General features: G+C 48.9%; 20 protein-coding genes and 4 tRNA genes. 5 read left to right on the forward strand and 19 right to left on the reverse strand.

The genetic code is table 11. The features are described from left to right. Positions 1–80 precede the first annotated feature (80 nt). Positions 81–299, forward strand: a complete 219-nt coding sequence (locus R9X49_RS21175; protein WP_103161059.1) for a DNA-binding transcriptional regulator — start codon at positions 81–83, stop codon at positions 297–299. Between the two features lie 161 nt (positions 300–460). Here the strand turns inward: R9X49_RS21175 and rplS are convergent, their stop codons facing one another. From rplS to ffh, 5 genes are all read right to left on the reverse strand, one after another. After that, on the reverse strand, positions 461–808 hold the full coding sequence (rplS, locus tag R9X49_RS21180; RefSeq protein WP_010285987.1) for a 50S ribosomal protein L19: 348 nt from the start codon (positions 806–808) through the stop codon (positions 461–463). A gap of 63 nt (positions 809–871) precedes the next feature. Next, a complete protein-coding gene (gene trmD / locus R9X49_RS21185; protein ID WP_015841361.1) occupies positions 872–1627 on the reverse strand; it encodes a tRNA (guanosine(37)-N1)-methyltransferase TrmD in 756 nt (251 codons plus the stop codon). Positions 1628–1665: 38 nt separating this feature from the next. Next, positions 1666–2214: a ribosome maturation factor RimM gene (gene rimM / locus R9X49_RS21190; RefSeq protein ID WP_180779587.1), complete on the reverse strand. Its 549-nt coding sequence runs from the start codon at positions 2212–2214 to the stop codon at positions 1666–1668. Between the two features lie 18 nt (positions 2215–2232). Next, positions 2233–2481 carry a 30S ribosomal protein S16 gene (gene rpsP, locus R9X49_RS21195; RefSeq protein ID WP_015841363.1) on the reverse strand — a complete coding sequence of 83 codons (249 nt, stop codon included), beginning with the start codon at positions 2479–2481 and terminating at the stop codon, positions 2233–2235. Positions 2482–2638: 157 nt separating this feature from the next. Beyond that, positions 2639–4000: a signal recognition particle protein gene (ffh, locus tag R9X49_RS21200; protein ID WP_319850253.1), complete on the reverse strand. Its 1362-nt coding sequence runs from the start codon at positions 3998–4000 to the stop codon at positions 2639–2641. A 169-nt stretch (positions 4001–4169) separates the two neighbouring features. Here ffh and R9X49_RS21205 point away from each other — a divergent pair, with 169 nt between their 5' ends. Continuing rightward, positions 4170–4964 (forward strand): inner membrane protein YpjD, encoded by a 795-nt coding sequence (locus R9X49_RS21205; protein ID WP_107169154.1) that lies wholly within the window; start codon positions 4170–4172, stop codon positions 4962–4964. A gap of 69 nt (positions 4965–5033) precedes the next feature. On the opposite strand, the gene luxS is transcribed toward R9X49_RS21205, so the two are convergent. The 14 genes from luxS to R9X49_RS21275 form a co-directional block, all read right to left on the reverse strand. Continuing rightward, the gene (luxS, locus tag R9X49_RS21210; RefSeq protein ID WP_010286009.1) at positions 5034–5549 is read right to left on the reverse strand and encodes an S-ribosylhomocysteine lyase; all 516 of its coding nucleotides are present in this window, start codon (positions 5547–5549) and stop codon (positions 5034–5036) included. 153 nt (positions 5550–5702) lie between these two features. Further along, a complete protein-coding gene (gene gshA / locus R9X49_RS21215) occupies positions 5703–7256 on the reverse strand; it encodes a glutamate--cysteine ligase (RefSeq protein ID WP_319850254.1) in 1554 nt (517 codons plus the stop codon). An 82-nt stretch (positions 7257–7338) separates the two neighbouring features. Continuing rightward, positions 7339–7767, reverse strand: a complete 429-nt coding sequence (locus R9X49_RS21220) for a YqaA family protein (protein WP_319850255.1) — start codon at positions 7765–7767, stop codon at positions 7339–7341. Further along, positions 7764–8330 (reverse strand): fructose-1-phosphate/6-phosphogluconate phosphatase, encoded by a 567-nt coding sequence (gene yqaB / locus R9X49_RS21225; RefSeq protein WP_319850256.1) that lies wholly within the window; start codon positions 8328–8330, stop codon positions 7764–7766. The genes R9X49_RS21220 and yqaB overlap by 4 nt, the downstream gene beginning before the upstream one ends. A 536-nt stretch (positions 8331–8866) precedes the next feature. Next, positions 8867–8943 (reverse strand) — tRNA-Arg (locus R9X49_RS21230). Between the two features lie 181 nt (positions 8944–9124). Further along, positions 9125–9201, reverse strand: a tRNA-Arg gene (locus R9X49_RS21235). Positions 9202–9272: 71 nt separating this feature from the next. Next, positions 9273–9349: transfer RNA gene (locus tag R9X49_RS21240), tRNA-Arg, on the reverse strand. 8 nt (positions 9350–9357) lie between these two features. Beyond that, positions 9358–9450: transfer RNA gene (locus R9X49_RS21245), tRNA-Ser, on the reverse strand. A gap of 293 nt (positions 9451–9743) precedes the next feature. Beyond that, the gene (gene csrA / locus R9X49_RS21250) at positions 9744–9929 is read right to left on the reverse strand and encodes a carbon storage regulator CsrA (RefSeq protein ID WP_005972168.1); all 186 of its coding nucleotides are present in this window, start codon (positions 9927–9929) and stop codon (positions 9744–9746) included. A 322-nt stretch (positions 9930–10251) separates the two neighbouring features. Next, positions 10252–12879 carry an alanine--tRNA ligase gene (gene alaS / locus R9X49_RS21255; RefSeq protein ID WP_319850257.1) on the reverse strand — a complete coding sequence of 876 codons (2628 nt, stop codon included), beginning with the start codon at positions 12877–12879 and terminating at the stop codon, positions 10252–10254. A gap of 138 nt (positions 12880–13017) precedes the next feature. After that, positions 13018–13512, reverse strand: coding sequence for a recombination regulator RecX (gene recX, locus R9X49_RS21260; RefSeq protein WP_319850260.1), 495 nt, complete (start codon positions 13510–13512; stop codon positions 13018–13020). A 45-nt stretch (positions 13513–13557) separates the two neighbouring features. Then, positions 13558–14631, reverse strand: a complete 1074-nt coding sequence (recA, locus tag R9X49_RS21265) for a recombinase RecA (RefSeq protein ID WP_015841372.1) — start codon at positions 14629–14631, stop codon at positions 13558–13560. Between the two features lie 107 nt (positions 14632–14738). Continuing rightward, positions 14739–15233: a nicotinamide-nucleotide amidase gene (pncC, locus tag R9X49_RS21270; RefSeq protein WP_319850261.1), complete on the reverse strand. Its 495-nt coding sequence runs from the start codon at positions 15231–15233 to the stop codon at positions 14739–14741. 235 nt (positions 15234–15468) lie between these two features. Further along, positions 15469–15804 (reverse strand): hypothetical protein, encoded by a 336-nt coding sequence (locus tag R9X49_RS21275; protein ID WP_319850262.1) that lies wholly within the window; start codon positions 15802–15804, stop codon positions 15469–15471. Positions 15805–16294: 490 nt separating this feature from the next. On the opposite strand from R9X49_RS21275, the gene R9X49_RS21280 reads away from it, so the two are divergent. The 3 genes from R9X49_RS21280 (at position 16295) to R9X49_RS21290 (ending at position 19317) form a co-directional block, all read left to right on the forward strand. Continuing rightward, positions 16295–16783, forward strand: a complete 489-nt coding sequence (locus R9X49_RS21280) for an SRPBCC family protein (protein WP_319850263.1) — start codon at positions 16295–16297, stop codon at positions 16781–16783. An 83-nt stretch (positions 16784–16866) separates the two neighbouring features. Beyond that, complete coding sequence (locus tag R9X49_RS21285; protein WP_263057892.1) at positions 16867–17541, forward strand: MarC family NAAT transporter; 675 nt, start codon at positions 16867–16869, stop codon at positions 17539–17541. 177 nt (positions 17542–17718) lie between these two features. Next, entirely contained in the window at positions 17719–19317 is a 1599-nt protein-coding gene (locus R9X49_RS21290) for a sensor domain-containing diguanylate cyclase (protein ID WP_319850264.1), read from the forward strand. The last annotated feature ends 88 nt before the right edge of the window (positions 19318–19405 follow it).

Consider the following 19405-nt stretch of genomic DNA (forward strand, 5'->3'; position numbering starts at 1 on the left):
TCAAATCAATATTTGAAAAATCGAATAAAGTGATATGATTGATGATATAAACCAGACAGGACGATAAGGCGATTTACGAAATGATGCATTGCCCACTCTGCCAAAATGCAGCGCACGCGAGATCCAGCCGCTACATTACGAACAAGACAAAAGAGCGTTATCACCAGTGCCAGAATATCAACTGCGGTTGCACATTCAAGTCAATGGAAACCATCGCGGATATTATTATGACGCCGGGCGATGTTAAGCCCGTCCCGCCACACCCTGATCGGTCAAATCAGGGAACACTCTGGATTTAACACAGCAACCTAAAGCCCGCGAAAGCGGGTTTTCTTTTGCCTATCTGTCGCCACTGCTTTTTCTCTGCCGCCACTTTGCCGCCACTTAGATAAAAAAAAGCCTAGCATTTACGCTAGGCCTTTGAAAAATAACAACTTTCGGATGTTGCGAAAGCGCTATCTTAGTTAAGACGCTCTTTGATACGAGCAGACTTACCAGTACGCTCACGCAGGTAGTACAGTTTGGCTTTACGCACGGCACCACGACGTTTAACAGCGATGCTGTCAACTACTGGAGAGTGAGTCTGGAATACACGCTCCACGCCTTCGCCGTTAGAAATTTTGCGAACAGTGAATGCAGAATGCAGACCGCGGTTACGAATAGCGATAACCACGCCCTCGAATGCCTGCAGACGTTTTTTGCTACCTTCAACAACCCATACCTTCACTTCTACGGTATCACCCGGACGAAATGCAGGTACGTCCTGCTTCATTTGTTCGTCTTCGATTTGCTTAATAATGTTGCTCATAATATGTCTCTTACCCTAGGTAAACTGATAGTTGGGTTCGCCAGGTCAAACCGGCGTAACCACCTAATACTCTTGTTGCTCAGACTGATATTCACGTTGGAATTCAGCCAGCAACCTTGTTTGCTCGTCAGTCAGAGCTAGGCTTTTCAGAAGTTCAGGTCTTCTAAGCCAGGTTCGGCCCAGCGACTGCTTCAATCGCCAGCGGCGTATTTCCGCATGGTTTCCAGACAGTAACACTGCCGGAACCTCCATGCCTTCCAGTATTTCAGGGCGAGTGAAATGAGGACAGTCCAGCAACCCATCGGCAAAAGAATCTTCTTCTGCTGAAGCCTGATGCCCCAGTACGCCCGGTATAAAGCGGGCAACGGAGTCAATCAGGGTCATCGCTGGCAGTTCCCCACCACTAAGTACGTAATCGCCGATCGACCATTCTTCATCGATTTCGGTTTTAATTACGCGCTCATCAATCCCCTCGTACCGTCCACAGACCAGAATCATCTTCTGGTTCGTAGCGAGTTGACGTACGCCTTGCTGATCTAATTTACGGCCCTGAGGTGATAAATAAATCACTCTCGCGCCTTCGCCTGCCGCTGCTTTTGCTGCGTGGATCGCATCCCGTAAAGGTTGCACCATCATCAGCATTCCGGGGCCGCCGCCGTAAGGTCGGTCGTCCACGGTGCGATGCCGATCGTAAGTGAAGTCGCGAGGACTCCAATACTGTACGTTCAGCAGGCCATTTTTTACTGCCCGGCCAGTGACTCCGTAATCAGTAATTGCCCGGAACATCTCTGGAAACAGGCTAATCACCCCAATCCACATAGTCTCGTTCCGCTGGGTACTACTGGTCGATTCAGAGCTCAAAAACCAGGATCCCAATCTACTTCAATAGTTTGAGTAGAAAGGTCGACGCGCTTAACAACCTGTTCAGTGAGGAACGGAACCAGCCGTTCCTTGACTCCGAAGGCATCTTTCAGGTTGGCTTTTATTACCATCACATCGTTCGAGCCGGTTTCCATCATATCGATGACTTTACCCAACTCATAACCAGTTACGGTCACGACCTGACAGCCCATAAGATCCTTCCAGTAATAATCACCTTCGCCCAGATCGGGCAGTTGTGACGAATCTACGACAATTTCGCAATTAGTCAGTAAATTAGCCGCATCACGGTCATCAGTACCTTTCACTTTAATGATCAGATCCTGATTGTGATACTTCCAGCCTTCAATCTCGACAAGCTGCCAACCGCTTTTGCTCTGGATGAACCAAGGCTGATAATCAAAAATGCTCTCGGCATCTTCGGTGGATGAAAACACTCTGAGCCAACCTCGGATGCCATACGCCGATCCAATTTTCCCCATCACAATCGGGTTAACGGGAGGCTTTGGGCTGAGTTGATTGCTCATTATCACCACCGCAACAGATTATGCTGCTTTTTTAGCGTCTTTGATCAGCGAAGATACGCGATCAGACACAGTTGCACCCAGACCAAGCCAATGCTCAATACGGTCCAGATCCAGACGCAGGGCTTCTGCTTGACCAGCTGCGATTGGGTTGAAGAAACCTACGCGCTCGATGAAACGACCATCACGCGCATTGCGGCTGTCGGTCACGACTACTTGATAGAAAGGGCGTTTTTTAGCGCCGCCACGTGCCAAACGAATTGTTACCATAACATCCTCTTTAGTGAATAAAACAACTGGGCCCCATCGAGGAACGGAGCCCAGTATGTCATATAAAAAGCCCGAAAATTTTACTCATTTTGGCGCAAAAAGCAATCTAAAGCGTGTAATCTCGCCAAGAGTTTCTCTGCACCATCGGTTTCGGTGGTTAACGCCCCGGGAATCCTGGTGGCATCATCCCTTTCATACCGCGCATCATTTTCGCCAGGCCGCCGTTTTTCATCTTCTTCATCATTCGCTGCATATCATCGAACTGTTTCAGAAGGCGGTTTACATCCTGCACCTGCATGCCAGAGCCCATCGCGATACGACGTTTGCGCGATCCTTTGATAATCTCAGGCTTAGCACGTTCCTGATGCGTCATTGAATTAATGATCGCTTCCATACGTACCAGCACCTTGTCATCCATTTGCGATTTCACATTATCAGGCAGTTGGCCCATGCCAGGCATTTTACTCATCATGCTCGCCATGCCGCCCATATTGCGCATCTGCTTGAGCTGATCCAGAAAATCGGTCAAATCAAACCCATCACCCTTCTTCAGCTTCTTCGCCAGCTTCTCTGCCTGTGTACGGTCAACCTTGCTTTCAATATCTTCAATCAGTGAAAGCACATCGCCCATGCCGAGAATGCGCGATGCAACACGCTCAGGGTAGAACGGCTCCAGCGCTTCGGTTTTTTCACCGACGCCGAGGAATTTAATCGGCTTACCAGTAATATGGCGGATAGACAACGCCGCACCGCCACGGGCATCACCATCAATTTTAGTGAGGATTACACCGGTCAGCGGCAGCGCTTCATTAAAGGCTTTCGCCGTATTCGCCGCATCCTGCCCCGTCATGGCATCAACCACAAACAGCGTTTCAACGGGCTTAATCGCCGCGTGAACCTGCTTGATTTCGTCCATCATCGCGTCGTCAACATGGAGACGACCCGCGGTATCGACCAACAATACATCGTAGAATTTCAGCTTAGCGTGTTGTAACGCACGTTCTACAATCGCAAGCGGCTTTTCCTGCACGTCTGACGGGAAGAAATCGACCCCCACCTGCTCTGCCAATGTTTCCAACTGTTTAATCGCCGCAGGGCGATAAACGTCAGCTGAAACCACCAGCACTTTTTTCTTATGCTTTTCGCGCAGGAATTTACCCAGTTTGCCCACGCTGGTCGTTTTACCCGCACCTTGCAGACCGGCCATCAGAACAACCGCAGGTGGTTGCGCAGCAAGATTCAGCTCGGCGTTGATGTCCCCCATGGCACTGACGAGTTCGTTTTTAACAATTTTGACGAACTCTTGGCCCGGCGTCAGACTTTTATTAACTTCATGCCCTACGGCACGCTCTTTCACGCGATTGATAAAATCACGCACCACAGGTAACGCGACGTCGGCTTCCAGCAATGCCATACGCACTTCACGCAGCGTTTCCTTTATGTTGTCTTCAGTCAACCGCCCACGGCCACTGATATTGCGCAATGTGCGCGAGAGTCGATCGGTTAAATTTTCAAACATATCTCATGCTCAACGTAAGACAGGCCGCCAGCGCGACACGAATGGAAGAGATTATACACAAAAGCGGGAACGATCTCAGCGCTGCTGACGGAGAACTGTTGGTGCCCACGGCGACTAACGCTATACTGATTCTTCATTTTACCTAGTTGATATTTAATAACCTATTTGTATGTCTGTTTTCGCTATTGTGGCGCTTGTCGCCTACACACTCAGCCTCGGACTGATTATCCCCAGTCTGCTGCGCAAGAACAGTGCATATCGTCGGCTGGCAATACTCTCGGCCAGCGCTGCGCTAATCTGCCATGCGGTGGCGCTCTATCAACGTATTTTCGATGTCCAGGTCGGCCAAAACCTTAGCCTGCTGAATATCGGTTCGCTGGTCAGTCTTATCATCTGTACGGTGATGACGATTGTTGCCGCGCGCGATCGTGGCTGGTTTATTCTTCCTATCGTTTACACCTTTGCGCTGATCAATCTAGCCTTCGCCAGCTTCATGCCAAGTGAATTTATTACGCATCTGGAAGCGTCACCGGGCTTGATGATCCATATCGGTCTGGCACTTTTTTCCTATGCCACGCTGTTAATTGCTGCCCTTTATGCGCTCCAGCTTGCCTGGCTTGATTATCTGCTCAAGAATAAAAAACTGGGATTTGCCGCTGACATGCCGCCGCTGATGGGCATTGAGCGTAAAATGTTTCACATCACGCAGATTGGCGTCATTCTGCTCACGCTGACGCTCTGTACCGGCTTGTTCTACATGGACGATCTAATCGATAACAAAGAGAACTTGCACAAGGCCGTGTTCTCCCTGTTTGCGTGGTTCATCTATATTCTGCTGCTCTGGGGACATTATCATGAAGGGTGGCGCGGTCGGCGCGTTGTCTGGTTCAGCCTGCTCGGCGCGCTGATGCTAACGCTTTCCTACTTTGGTAGCCGGGTTATACAACACTTTCTTGCCGTCTGACCCTTTCTCGAACACAAAAAAAGAGAGCCAACTTTCAGCTCTCTTTTTTATTTGTACCTATCCGACAAACTAGATATGCAGCTCGGCCAGCTTATCTTTCGGCAGTGCCAGATCGTCATTTTGGTTGATACCAATATCATGATCCACGATGTGCTGAGCGATTTCCTGCGCTTCTTTCAGCGAGTGCATCTCATAGGTGCCACACTGGAATTCGTTCAGCTCAGGAATTTTACGCTGGTCGGTCACTTTCAGAACGTCTGCCATCGCCGCTTTCCAGGAATCAGCAACACGTTGCTCATCCGGCGTGCCAATCAGGCTCATGTAGAAACCCGTACGGCATCCCATCGGAGAAATGTCGATAATTTCCACGCCATCACCGTTTAGATGATCGCGCATGAACCCAGCAAACAGGTGCTCTAGCGTATGGATACCACGCTCTGGCATGACTTCAATGTTCGGACGACAGAAGCGCAGGTCAAATACCGTGATATTGTCGCCATGAGGGGTTTTCATGGTTTTAGCGACCCGAACTGCGGGTGCGGCCATACGGGTATGGTCAACGGTAAAGCTATCTAGTAACGGCATAATTCCACCTCCTCAAAGAAAAAAATTCATTTTTTCTCGTTTCCGAGAACTTTTCCTTTTTATGCGAGTCTGACTTACTGAAAGACGCGCATTTATTATCATCATCCCTATTAGAGATGTTTATTTGGCCACAGTTTCTGTGGCCTTTTCTTTTTAATTCGCCGCCAGATAATCGTCAAAGCTCATCGTATCTTCAGACTCAATCTGACGTTGACGCTGCCAGGAGCGTTCGCTCGCAGCAGCCAACTGTTCTTCCGTCAACACCTGCAACGGTTCGTTGCTGAGCATTTTGCGGTATTCTTCCGCTAAATTCAGCCCCACGCTACCATTGCCTTCTTGCTTCATCAACGTTAATAGTCGACCAGAGAACGTCGTTTCTGGATCGTCAAAACCAGCAAGCAGCTCATCGCAAACCTGCTGATAGTGCAGTTGACCGTTTTCCGCGTCCAGTACTTCCGCAACACGACGTAAATCCGCAAACAGGGATTTCCCTACTTCGGCAATCGGCTGTTGGATGGTTTCACACCGCATACCCACCGTTTGCCCCGGTTTACGCCCTTCCAGAATCACCCGATTCCAGTTTTTACGCGTACACAGTAGCTCATCGGCGCTCATTTCCGGCGCATCTGCCAGCGCACACCAGATCAGGAATAGATCCAGGAAACGTACCTGACTTTCACTCACCCCGGTCGGAGAGAAAGGATTGATATCCAGTGAACGCACTTCGATATATTCGATTCCGCCACGCAGCAAGGCATCAGACGGCGTTTCACCCGCTCGAGTTACACGCTTCGGACGAATCGGCGCATAAAGCTCGTTCTCAATCTGCAAGACGTTCGTATTCAATTGTAGATAACGACCATCCTTCTTCATACCAACCCGAGCATATTCCTCAGATGGCGTTTTTATCGCGCGTTTTAACGCAGCGACATAGGTATCCAGATCGTTAAACGTAATCCCCAAATTGCTCTGTGATTTATTGGTATAGCCTAAGTCACTGAGCCGCAGAGAGGTTGCATAGGGCAGATACAGCATGCCTTTTTCCGTGCGCTCAAACGGCAGTGCCGTTTCCCGCCCTTTCAGGAAAGAAGAACAGATCGCCGGAGAAGCACCGAACAGGTAAGGGATCACCCAACCAAAGCGGTAATAGTTGCGAATCAGTCTGAAATATCCCGCAGAAATGGCTTTTTTCCCACTTTCTGTATCAGAGACGCCCTCACGCGCCTGCCAGAATGACAGCGGCAGGGAAAAGTTGTAATGCACGCCGGAAATGGTCTGCATCAACGCGCCATAGCGGTTTTTCAACCCTTCGCGATAAAGCGTTTTGAAGCGCCCGATATTTGATGAACCATACTGCGCCAGCTCTATATCTTGTTCGCTGTCGATAAAGCACGGCATGCTCAATGGCCACATCCGCTCATCACCAAGATTGCGGGAAACGTGGCGATGAATATCGCGCAGAAACGTCAGCAGGTGATCAACATCTTTATCGACCGGCGTAATAAACTCCAACAGCGCTTCTGCAAAATCTGTCGTAATCCACGGGTGTGCCAACGCCGAACCCAATATCTCAGGGTGCCCTGTCGTAGCAAGATGTCCGTTTGCTGTTACGCGCAATGTTTCGCGTTCAATTCCACGCTGAATGCCCTTCACCGCCAAGGGGTGTTTTTCCAGCCAAGAAAGTGCTTCTGAAATGTCCGGGATCAAATCGACCTCCCGTTGTTAAAATGTAATGGTTGTAAGCATAATTGAAACTCAGTAGCACTCACCAGTTCACATTGCAATCTGGTTAAGACCACCACGCCATGCCCTGTAACGTTATACCTGCCAATACGATATACCGCAGCGCTTTTCCAATAACGATGAAAACCGCCGATTGTACCCAGGGCATGCGTAGCCAACCCGCTAACACGCACAATAAATCGCCTACTACCGGAACCCAGCTAAATAACAGCGCAGCGCAACCATAGCGCTGCAACCAGCGCATGGCCACCGTATACCCAGCTTGTTGTTTTGGCTGAGGGAGTAAGCGCCCTATAAAAATATTTGTTAACCCGCCCAGCGTATTTCCTACCGTCGCCACAGCGATCAACAGGTAGGGTTTTGCGCTGTCAGCCAACAATAACGTTACCAGCAGAACTTCTGAACTACCGGGCAACAGTGTTGCACTGAGCAGGCTACTCCAGAAAAGAGAAAAAACGGCCCAGAACTCACTCACAATGTACGGACGTCAACCACGGCCATGTTAGCGCGTTTAGCGGCTTCAATACCGTAGTCTGCATCTTCAAACACAATGCAGTGTTCCGGTGCAACAGAAATCAACGCAGCACAGCGCAGAAAGGTATCAGGGAAAGGCTTATGCCGAATCACATCATCCGCCCCAACAATTGCATCAAAATAATCATGCAAACCCAAATGCGTTAGCAATCTATCAGCCATGCCATGCGTGCTACCCGTACCGACCGCCATAGGGCGCCGTCCGCGATAATGCTTAACCACATCAATCAGCGGCAGGGGTTTTACTGTATCCAGCAGCATTGCCTCAACAACAGCAGTTTTTTCCGCAGCCAGTTGGTGAGGATCAATATCAGCCTGATGACTGTCGATAATACGCTGTGCAATATGCCAGATGGGCGAGCCGTTCAACGCTGTCATGGCACTGGCATCATATCTCATACCATACCGTGCAAGAACCTCATCCCACGCTTTATGGTGCGTCGGTTCAGTATCGAGCAGGGTGCCATCCATATCAAAGATCAGCCCTTGATAGCGATCGTACATCATGACTCCATGATCACTGAAAAGAGAGCTTACTTTATCGTAAAGTGAAAACGTTGTCGCTTACTCAATAACCTTATAAAAAACAGGTTATTACTACCATAGTGGTAAGAAAACCTTTATTTATTCACCGATTCAATACCGGTATACAGGCAGAATAAGAGACAAGAGTTAAGGTGCGGACGTGATGAGAGAAATATCGTTCTGAATCGGCAAAAGGGCCAATGACGTTATCGCGCTAAAAGTAGGCAGAGGACGTTTGATAAGACAGAAGTGGTGTATCTGAGAACGGTGTCTGACTTGTACCGTCCTGGCAGGACGTCGATTACGCAATATTATTCTTGCGCTTATTAAGCCACACTAAGATAAGAAGTAAGACAACGATTTTATTTACATCAGAATATGGTGCATCCGGGAGGATTACTCGGCTTCGCCTCGCCCTTCGGGCCGTTGCTAAAGCAACGTTTTCCTCCCTTGTTCCTATAAACCAAGACTATCGGTTATAAGAGCAAGATAACAACCTTATCCATATCGAAATATGGTGCATCCGGGAGGATTCGAACCTCCGACCGCTCGGTTCGTAGCCGAGTACTCTATCCAGCTGAGCTACGGATGCAGAGTGTGGTGCAGAAATAAGGGAATTGAGCGAGATACTTAAGAATGGTGCATCCAGGAAGATTATTCGGCTTCGCCTCGCCTTTTGGCGCTGTTGCTAAAACAGCATTTTCTTCCTTATTCCTATAAACCAAGATTATCGGTTATAAGAGCAAGATAACAACCTTATCCATATCGAAATATGGTGCATCCGGGAGGATTCGAACCTCCGACCGCTCGGTTCGTAGCCGAGTACTCTATCCAGCTGAGCTACGGATGCATTAAAAATTCTTTATCTACGACAAAACTTACTTTTACTAATACTACTTGCCTCGAAAAGGCAGTATTTAATGGTGCATCCGGGAGGATTCGAACCTCCGACCGCTCGGTTCGTAGCCGAGTACTCTATCCAGCTGAGCTACGGATGCATATTAAATGGCGGTGAGGGAGGGATTCGAACCCTCGATGCAGCTTTTGACCGCATACTCCCTTAGCAGGGGAGCGCCTTCAGCCTCTCGGCCACCTCACCTTACATTACCTGATTTGCTACTAAGAACTTCTTGTTAGTGCTCACCGGTACTGCGTGGCGCACATATTACTTTCCCAGACTTATAAGTCAAACAATTTTTCCCACCTTGTGTTTGTTTGAACAATTCGCATCCAAGATGCGTATTTTCACAACAAAAAGTCTGTTTTATCGACAGAAAAACAGGCGGTTACCTTGCTAGAAGGAACGCACAGTAAAATGGATATATCGATAAATGTGTGGGAGAAAAGCGGGAAATAACAATTGCGTCCCGCGAACACGAGACGCATTGTCAATCAATATGACGTTGGTTGAGATTTTTCGGCCTGAATACGCTGATAGATCTCTTCACGGTGGACAGAAACCTCTTTAGGTGCATTAACACCAATACGCACCTGGTTGCCTTTCACTCCTAATACGGTAACCGTTACCTCATCGCCGATCATGAGGGTTTCGCCAACTCGACGAGTCAAAATAAGCATTCTTTGCTCCTTGAAAGATTATAAAGAGTCGGGTCTCTCTGTCTCCCCGCCATTATCCATCATGTGCCGTGAAAACGTAAACCTAGACGATGGTATAAGCACCACCACCACACTCCGGTTTGTCACTACTTGTTAGTTTAGTCGATATCAGTAGCTTGTGCTTTTGTTATCACGACAGCGGGGCTGAGCACATCATCCTTCAGAATATCTGAAGGTAGCACACGTTCTACCCCACTTGCCGGACCCTTTTCCGCAGACAAAAACGCCACAACCAGAAAGTTATGGCGTTTTTGTTGGATAACGCGAATAAAACGTTATCTATTTATAGCTTAGCAGTAACCCAAGATTCAACACTTGCCAGCGCAGCAGGCAATGCAGACACGTCTGAACCACCAGCCTGAGCCATATCCGGACGGCCACCGCCTTTACCACCGACCTGTTGAGCAACAAACCCAATCAGTTCACCGGCTTTTACGCGGTCGGTCAGATCTTTCGTTACACCAGAAATCAAGCTAACCCGGCCTTCTGCCGCCGTTCCGAGAACGATAACAGCAGACCCTAGCTGATTCTTCAGGTCATCCACCATCGTGCGCAGCAGCTTAGGATCCACGTTGTCCAGTTGCGTAACCAGCAACTTCACGCCGCTCACCTCTTTTGCTTTGCCGGACAGCGACGAGCTTTCCTGCGCCGCTTGCTGAGCTTTCAACTGCTGAAGCTCTTTCTCCAACGTGCGGGCACGATCCAGAACAGAGCGTACCTTATCCGTCAGGTTGTGACTATCCCCTTTCAGCAGTTGCGCAATATCTTGCAGAACGTCGCTCTGACGGTGCAGCGCAGAAAGCGCATTTTCCCCCGTGGTCGCTTCAATACGACGTACCCCGGCAGCAGTACCTGATTCCGAAATGATTTGGAACAGGCCGATATCACCCGTACGACTTGCGTGTGTGCCCCCGCACAGTTCAATGGAGAAATCCCCCATTGTCAGGACACGAACATGGTCGTCGTACTTCTCACCGAACAGCGCCATCGCGCCTTTCGCTCTTGCATCATCCAGTGCCATAACATCCGTTTGCACGGTAAGGTTACGGCGGATTTGCGCATTGACGATATCTTCAACCTGACGAATCTGCTCAGGTTTCATCGCTTCCGTATGTGAAAAGTCAAAACGCAGATAGCTATCGTTAACCAGAGAACCTTTCTGCGCGACATGATCGCCCAGAACCTGACGCAGCGCGGCATGCAGTAGGTGCGTTGCGGAGTGGTTCAGACGAATGCGATCGCGGCGTTGGCTATCAACGTTTGCATCGACACTGTCATTAACACGCAGCGTACCCTGAGTCAGTTTACCGACGTGGCCGATTGCCTGACCATATTTCTGAGTATCCTGAACGGTAAAGCTGGCGCCCGCGTTTTTCAGTTCACCCTGATCGCCAACCTGACCACCGGACTCACCATAGAATGGCGTTTCGTTCAGGATCACTACTGCTTCATCGCCTGCCGCAATTTGATCAACCGCATTTCCATTGTGATAAAGCGCAATAACCTTCGCTTGCTGCTGCGTTTTTTCGTAGCCGCAGAATGGCGTGTTTTCATCCACACGGATGAGACTGTTGTAATCAACGCCAAATCCGCTGGCCTCACGCGCACGCTGGCGCTGAGCCGTCATTGCAGCTTCAAAACCTTCCTCATCGACTTTCAGGCCACGCTCACGGCACACATCCGCGGTGAGGTCGACAGGGAAACCATAGGTGTCATACAGGCGGAAGGCCGTTTCGCCATCCAACGTATCCCCTTTCAGGTTCTTAATTTCTTCATCCAGCAGAGACAGGCCGCGTTCCAGCGTACGAGCAAACTGCTCTTCTTCCATCTTCAGCGCCTGCTCAACAACAGACTGCTGCTTCTTCAACTCTTCCGCCGCTGGCCCCATGACTTCAATCAGTGGCGCAACCAGTTTATAGAAGAAGGCATCCGTAGCGCCTAGCATGTTACCGTGACGTGCAGCGCGACGAATGATACGGCGCAGAACATAGCCACGGTTTTCATTAGATGGCGTCACGCCATCCGCAATCAGGAACGCACAAGAACGGATATGGTCAGCGATAACACGCAGCGACTTATTGGTTAAATCCGTCGTACCAACGGCTTTAGCAACCGCCTCAATCAGCGTTTTGAACAAATCAATGTCATAGTTTGAATTGACGTGCTGCAACACGGCAGAGATACGCTCTAATCCCATTCCGGTATCGACGGAAGGTTTCGGCAGCGGCAGCATCGTACCATCAACCTGACGGTTGAACTGCATGAACACCAGGTTCCAAATTTCGATATAGCGGTCGCCGTCTTCATCAGGGCTTCCCGGTGGGCCACCCGCGATGTGTTCACCGTGATCGAAGAAAATCTCGGTACACGGACCGCACGGCCCTGTTTCGCCCATCTGCCAGAAGTTATCAGAAGCGTAAGGTCCGCCTTTGTTATCACCAATACGAATAATTCTTTCACGCGGTACGCCAACTTCATCAGCCCAAATGTCGTAGGCCTCGTCATCTGTTGCGTATACCGTTACCCACAGTTTCTCTTTCGGCAGGTTGAACCACTGGGGAGACGTCAGTAATTCCCACGCATAGCGAATCGCATCATGCTTGAAGTAATCACCGAAGCTGAAGTTACCCAGCATTTCAAAGAAGGTGTGGTGGCGGGCAGTATAACCTACGTTTTCCAGGTCATTATGTTTACCACCGGCACGCACGCATCGCTGCGAGGTCGTCGCACGGACATAGTTACGTTTATCCAGCCCGAGGAACACATCTTTAAACTGGTTCATACCCGCATTGGTGAATAACAATGTCGGATCGTTGTTCGGCACCAGAGAGCTGCTATCAACAACCTGGTGTCCCTTACTGTGGAAAAAATCGAGAAACGCTTGACGGATCTCAGCGGTGCTCTTGCTCATAATTGTCCTGGAATCAAGCTAGAAGAACAGGTCGCGGGCAAGGTTAGTCCAGCATGCTGACGCTACCGAGCAACTCACGAACAAAAAAGTGGGAATAAGATAAATTTTCTTCGATGGGAAGTAAAATCCCGTATGCGTTCAATCTGAAAAATTCGTATAAATTGACTGGATTTCTTCATGAAAGAAGCCACGATAGAGCAGGTATCGCTGATGTTTGACTTTGTCTTTCCATTCATCGGACAGAGGATGCCCGAATTTTCGTTCCACAACTGATTTCGCCAGCGCGCACCAATCGATATCACTCTCGTTTAATGCCGTGGCTAATATCGTCTTATCGATTCCTTTCTGGCTAAGCTCCATTTTAATTCGCTGGACGCCATAGCCTTTGCGACTTCGGCTGCTGATATAGCGGCGTGCATAGCGCGCATCATCCAGCCAACCGTGCTCTTTGCAGTAAGCAATGGCCACTTCCACATCTTCTGCTGCAGCTCGAGCAGTAGCCTCTCTCGCTTCATCTTCTGCTTCTGCACTTTCTGATTTATATAAATACGCCGCACATTTGCGGCGTATTTCGGCTTCACTATAATCCCGAACAGAAAGCACATTCATCGCATAGCGTAAGGGTTTATTCATCCATCTACCCGCTGATGTACTTTGTCACAAGGAATTCAGCCACCATTAAAACTCTTCGTTGCCTTCATCGGCGAATGCATCTTCGTCATGGCTATTGCCCGCTGTGGCAGGCGTCAGCTCATTGCCTTTATGCAGCAGCATTTCACGCAATTTCTTATCCAGTTCCGCAGCAACTGCTGGGTTCTCTTTCAGGAAATTACAGGCATTTGCTTTGCCCTGACCAATCTTGTCGCCGTTGTAGCTATACCAGGCACCCGCTTTTTCGATCAGCTTGTGTTTCACACCCAGATCGACTAGCTCACCGTGGATATTGATACCTTCGCCGTACAGAATCTGGAATTCAGCCTGTTTGAACGGTGCCGCCACTTTATTCTTCACGACTTTAACGCGAGTTTCGCTGCCGACAACTTCTTCGCCTTCCTTAATCGCGCCAGTACGGCGAATATCCAGACGAACGGAAGCGTAAAACTTCAGCGCGTTACCACCCGTTGTGGTTTCAGGGTTACCGAACATCACACCGATTTTCATACGGATCTGGTTGATGAAGATCAGCAGCGTATTGGCTTGTTTCAGGTTACCCGCCAATTTACGCATCGCCTGGCTCATCATACGTGCGGCCAGCCCCATGTGGGAATCGCCGATTTCACCTTCAATTTCTGCTTTCGGTGTCAGAGCAGCAACAGAGTCGACGATGATAACGTCAACAGCACCGGAGCGCGTCAGCGCATCACAGATTTCCAGCGCTTGCTCGCCGGTATCCGGCTGAGAACACAGCAGATTATCGATATCTACGCCAAGCTTTTTCGCATAAATCGGATCCAACGCGTGTTCAGCATCGATGAACGCACACGTTTTGCCTTCACGCTGAGCGGCAGCAATAACCTGTAAGGTCAGCGTTGTTTTACCGGAAGATTCCGGGCCATAAATCTCAACGATACGGCCCATCGGCAAACCACCGGCGCCCAGAGCAATATCAAGGGACAAGGAGCCTGTAGAAATAGTTTCAACATCCATTGAGCGATCTTCGCCCAACCGCATGATAGAACCTTTACCAAATTGCTTTTCGATTTGGCCCAGTGCTGCCGCAAGTGCCTTTTGTTTGTTCTCATCAATAGCCATTTCTGCTCCTGTCATGCGGCGTAAAGCTGCTGTCTCTACGCGGCTGCTTAATCATGAATTGCCGAATAATTACTGACATTATACTGTATGCGCATACAGCATCAAGGTTATTTTTTCAGAAACGCGTCGAGCAGCGTTTGCAGCGCAAAATGGACCGATTGCAGACGTACCGCGTTTCGGTCTCCACTGAACCGCATTGTCCGCGCGAATGCCCCGCCCTGTTTATCTGTGAAGCCAAACCATACCGTGCCGACAGGCTTCTCTTCGGTCCCCCCGTCGGGCCCGGCGATGCCGCTTATCGATATGGCAAAATCTGCATCGGCGGCCTGCAACGCCCCTGCGGCCATCTCATTGACGACGGCTTCACTCACCGCGCCATGCCGTTCCAATGTCTTCGCGTTCACATTTACCAGACGCTGCTTGGCCAGATTGCTGTATGTCACAAAGCCATAGTCAAACCAGCCGGAGCTACCTGCGACATCAGTAATAGACTTAGCCAACCAGCCCCCAGTGCAGGATTCCGCGCACGTCAGCGTAGCACCGCGCGCCTTCAGTTTTTCACCGACCAAAACACTTAACCGCAGAATGTCAGCTTCCGTCATTGCCGCCTCATCTTAATCAAGGATTGTTGGGTCAGGGTAACACTTTTCCCTGAAAAAGACGCCCCGCTGCGCGGGATGCGAAGCGCATAGCAAAGAAAATGAAAAGGGATGAAAAACGAAGGAAAGCGCCGCCGATAGTCAGGTAGAAAATAGCGCGACTTTACTCTGTAGTCAGTAGAGTACAAGTGGTCAGTAGGGTACAAAGCAGATAGGAAATAATGAATACTAGCGTAATTTACATACAGCCTGCGCAACTGGTGCATCGCCAGTCCTGCTTATTTATAGCCTGAAAGAAATATCTAAAATAACACTCTTCGATGGGAATATTATTTTCTTCGAAGCTATCGGCCAACCAGTCGATATTCTCCAGAATCCAATCGTCCTCATCTAATCCGTCCCGGTAAGTTTCATCATCAGGATCGATGATAGAGTAGATCCCCATCGTTCCCATATGATTTTCTTTATATTTTTCCGGTAGCGCGAAATCTTTGTCTTTATAAGATATTAACCAGTGGCCGTGGCAAAGCAGATTGCCGTTACGGCTCCATCGGGCAACAAATGGATTACTCATATTTATTCTCACCAGCATAAAAGCTGGCGATAAACGTAGCACGGCATGTTTATAAAGTAAATCGACTCACAGACCATATGTTATTTAAAGGACAGAGCCTACGGATAAACATCTATTACATCTTAATAGGTATAAATTCATTAACAATAAATTGACGAATATCAATTCATATAAAAATAAAATGCCTAAACAGAGAAATATAAATAAAAAAAAGCCCACTAAAAATAGTGGGCGGGGTACAGCGATTATCATTATAGAAAAACCCTGGTGTTTTGCGGCACTTCATTCGGCTACTGTCTGATGCTTACAGTACCGAATGAACATTAACTCAACATTAGGCACGCAAAAATCCTGGCTATTGCTGTGATAGCCTGCATCAACACTATCCCATATCGCCCGCCACCTACCGCTTTGCTTCGCTGGCCGATATCAGTCAGAATGGTGTGCATATGCCCATAAAGGGGTAACCATCAATTAGGGAGAATGACGGGTGCTTCCCTCTTTCTTAAGAAGAACCGCAGCGAAAAACGGCAGCTATGCCAATGAGATCGGCAGCAGTATTACTATCAATCGTCCGGCAGAGCGCTTGTTTGATCTTTGGCGTAAACCGGAAACGTTGCCGATCCTGATGGGGCATTTCGCCAGTATTGAGATACTGAACTATACCGACTCCAACTGGCGGATTAACACGCCGATTGGCGCGCTCATTGAATGGCAGGCTCGTATTATTGATGAAAAACCAGGGGAATATATCCACTGGCGTTCACTGGAAGGGGCGCGGGTTCCCAATGAAGGCAGGCTTTCGTTTCAGCCAGCCACATCGGAAGCGGGTACAGCCGTGACGCTGACGATTCGCTACAATCCACCGGGAGGCTTGATTGGAAAAAAGATCGGCCAAATGTTTGATATGTTTTCTCGCGATATGCTGACGAAAACGCTCTATCGCTTCAAAAAATTAGCGGAGGATGAGCTGGCGTAAGCCGTATCAGACACCCTCGCGACAGGTCATCATTGACCGTTTTCCTGAACTGACGACAGCGCCCCAATAAAGAGGAACGTAGAATGCTGGAATTGATTCAAACCATTGGTCTTGGTCTGGTGTTAATCCTGCCACTTGCGAACCCACTGACAACGGTAGCCGTATTTCTGGCGATGTCCGGCAACATGAGCCAAGGGGAACGAAATCGTCAGATCTTTCAGGCCTCACTCTATGTCTTCATCATTATGACCGTCGCGTACTACGCGGGTCAGGTCGTGATGAATACCTTCGGAATTTCCATTCCCGGCTTGCGCATCGCTGGCGGGCTCATCGTGGTATTTATCGGTTTTCGCATGCTTTTCCCTCAGCAAAAACCAGAACATGCGCCTGAAGTCAAAAGCAAAAAAGAAGAAATCAACGACAGTTTCTCTGCCAATGAGGTCAATATCGCTTTCGTTCCGCTGGCGATGCCCAGCACCGCGGGGCCTGGAACCATTGCCCTCATCATTAGTTCTGCCTCACAAATCAAGAGCGGCGTCGATATTACGCCATGGGTGATTACCGTTGCCCCCGTACTGACTTTTATGTTGATCAGCCTGATCGTCTGGCTCAGCCTGAAAAGCTCTGGTCTGATTATGCGTTTGATCGGTCAAAGCGGCATTGAAGCCATTTCACGTCTGATGGGATTTCTGCTGGTTTGCATGGGGGTGCAATTCATCATTAATGGCACGCTGGAAATCGTGCATTCTCTCCATTAAGTCGAAGATGATGGAGAGATATCAATACGTTGCCAGATAGCCTAATTAGCGTCTATAACTTTGAATGGCGGGTTTATTCATTGGTCGCAAGGATGCCCCGCCGGTTTGCCATTGATGATGAAATAACAAAAAGAAAACGTGATTTTGCTTACCTAGCGGAAAATAGGTGCGGCCACCATGAAAATAAGAAAACGACTCCCGGTCAATTTGCGTTCACTCATTCTATCTCTTGCCATTATCAGCATGCTCATTACGCTGACCAACGCCTATGTTGCTGTTTATAATGTACAAAAAAAGCTCATTACCGATCAGATATTGAGTTCAAACCTTAACTATTCTTCCAAACTCGCGGCTACCACGGAAAGTTTTTTATCCTCCGCACAACAAGAGTTGGTCTACAGCGCGACATTAATGGCAGAAGGCTTTGATGACGATAAGGCATTGCTGGAGAAAAGCGAGCAGACATACCGCATGAGCGAAAGTTTTAATTCCGTCTTCGTTGCGGATACGCAGAATCGCATACGCACGGTTTACCCAACATCGCTGAATCTGAAAGGAAGCACACTAACCTCAGAGGCCAGCAAGCAGGCATTGGTGGAACAAAAACCGTTAATCAGCCAGCCTTATATTTCGGTTACGGGAAATCTGATCGTGCTGGTGTCCTCCCCCATCAAAGACAAACAGGGAAATTATCTCGGTTACATCGGCGGAACCATTTATTTAAAAAGCAAAAGCGTCTTGAACGAATTCATGAATACCCATTTTTATAACGATTACTCCAGCGTTTACGTGATCGATAAAAACGGGATTGTTCTCTACCATCAGGATAAACAATGGGTCGGCAAATCCATCAGAGATGAGAAAATCAAAGCCGCATTTCAGAACAAAAAAAGTGGAACCCTTGCGATACCCGATATGCTAGGTACCCCATCGCTGGCTGGTTTTGATACGGTCAAGTCATCTGGCTGGATTATCGTTACCTTGCATCCTTCCCAAAACGTTATTGATTCACTTAACGGCGTCATGCGTTCAGTCTTATATGAAGGTGCGCCAGTGATGGCATTAACGCTCATTGCGCTCACCCTGCTCGCCTTCTCTATAGCCAACCCTCTACGCCTGCTGGCCGTTTCTGCCAGTAAAATGGAAGAGCCCGACGTGATTGAAAAAATCAAGAAAGTCCCCTCCTGGTACTTTGAAGTTGACCAGCTAAAACGCGTCATTCTTTTCGGTACGGTGTTATTGCACAAGCGGATCGGCAAACTGAGCTTGCAAGCCCACACCGATCCGCTCACCGGGTTACTCAATCGCCGTGGTGTCTATGAAAACATTGAGCTCATTCTGTCAAAGAGCCATCAGGTTGCCGCCATCGTGATCGATATCGACCATTTCAAACGCGTGAATGATACCTACGGACACAACATCGGCGATGATGTCATCAGGTTGCTGGCTAAAAACATAAAACAGGGTTCACGTGACTCCGATCTGATTTGCCGCACTGGCGGAGAAGAATTCTTGGCACTCCTGCCCGATACGGATATGAAACAAGCCGTTGATATTGCAGAACGGCTGCGTAAAAAAGTGGAAAAAATGCCGCTGCCGATTCCTGAAAACATCACAATTTCATTAGGCGTCACCTGCTTTATTCCGGGAGCGGAACAGATCGACAGCGTGTTGAAAATTGCGGATGACGCGCTCTATCAGGCCAAACATGAAGGCAGAAACCGGGTCGTCACCAAAGCCGTGCCCGACAGTTCACTCAACAGCGACACAGAATAGATACGCTCAGCACTCGTCCCGCGAGCAGGAAAACAGGCAAAAAAAAACCCGCACAAGGCGGGTAAGGTCATTCTAATGACAGGGATGG

This window comes from Pectobacterium carotovorum (assembly GCF_033898505.1).
Lineage (GTDB): Bacteria > Pseudomonadota > Gammaproteobacteria > Enterobacterales > Enterobacteriaceae > Pectobacterium > Pectobacterium carotovorum_J.

Coding starts and splice junctions, on each gene's coding strand:
- R9X49_RS21175 (WP_103161059.1), top strand. CDS start 81: ATGATGCATTGCCCACTCTGCCAAAATGCAGCGCACGCGAGATCCAGC.
- rplS (WP_010285987.1), bottom strand. CDS start 808: ATGAGCAACATTATTAAGCAAATCGAAGACGAACAAATGAAGCAGGAC.
- trmD (WP_015841361.1), bottom strand. CDS start 1,627: ATGTGGATTGGGGTGATTAGCCTGTTTCCAGAGATGTTCCGGGCAATT.
- rimM (WP_180779587.1), bottom strand. CDS start 2,214: ATGAGCAATCAACTCAGCCCAAAGCCTCCCGTTAACCCGATTGTGATG.
- rpsP (WP_015841363.1), bottom strand. CDS start 2,481: ATGGTAACAATTCGTTTGGCACGTGGCGGCGCTAAAAAACGCCCTTTC.
- ffh (WP_319850253.1), bottom strand. CDS start 4,000: ATGTTTGAAAATTTAACCGATCGACTCTCGCGCACATTGCGCAATATC.
- R9X49_RS21205 (WP_107169154.1), top strand. CDS start 4,170: ATGTCTGTTTTCGCTATTGTGGCGCTTGTCGCCTACACACTCAGCCTC.
- luxS (WP_010286009.1), bottom strand. CDS start 5,549: ATGCCGTTACTAGATAGCTTTACCGTTGACCATACCCGTATGGCCGCA.
- yqaB (WP_319850256.1), bottom strand. CDS start 8,330: ATGTACGATCGCTATCAAGGGCTGATCTTTGATATGGATGGCACCCTG.
- csrA (WP_005972168.1), bottom strand. CDS start 9,929: ATGCTTATTTTGACTCGTCGAGTTGGCGAAACCCTCATGATCGGCGAT.
- alaS (WP_319850257.1), bottom strand. CDS start 12,879: ATGAGCAAGAGCACCGCTGAGATCCGTCAAGCGTTTCTCGATTTTTTC.
- recX (WP_319850260.1), bottom strand. CDS start 13,512: ATGAATAAACCCTTACGCTATGCGATGAATGTGCTTTCTGTTCGGGAT.
- recA (WP_015841372.1), bottom strand. CDS start 14,631: ATGGCTATTGATGAGAACAAACAAAAGGCACTTGCGGCAGCACTGGGC.
- pncC (WP_319850261.1), bottom strand. CDS start 15,233: ATGACGGAAGCTGACATTCTGCGGTTAAGTGTTTTGGTCGGTGAAAAA.
- R9X49_RS21275 (WP_319850262.1), bottom strand. CDS start 15,804: ATGAGTAATCCATTTGTTGCCCGATGGAGCCGTAACGGCAATCTGCTT.
- R9X49_RS21285 (WP_263057892.1), top strand. CDS start 16,867: ATGCTGGAATTGATTCAAACCATTGGTCTTGGTCTGGTGTTAATCCTG.
- R9X49_RS21290 (WP_319850264.1), top strand. CDS start 17,719: ATGAAAATAAGAAAACGACTCCCGGTCAATTTGCGTTCACTCATTCTA.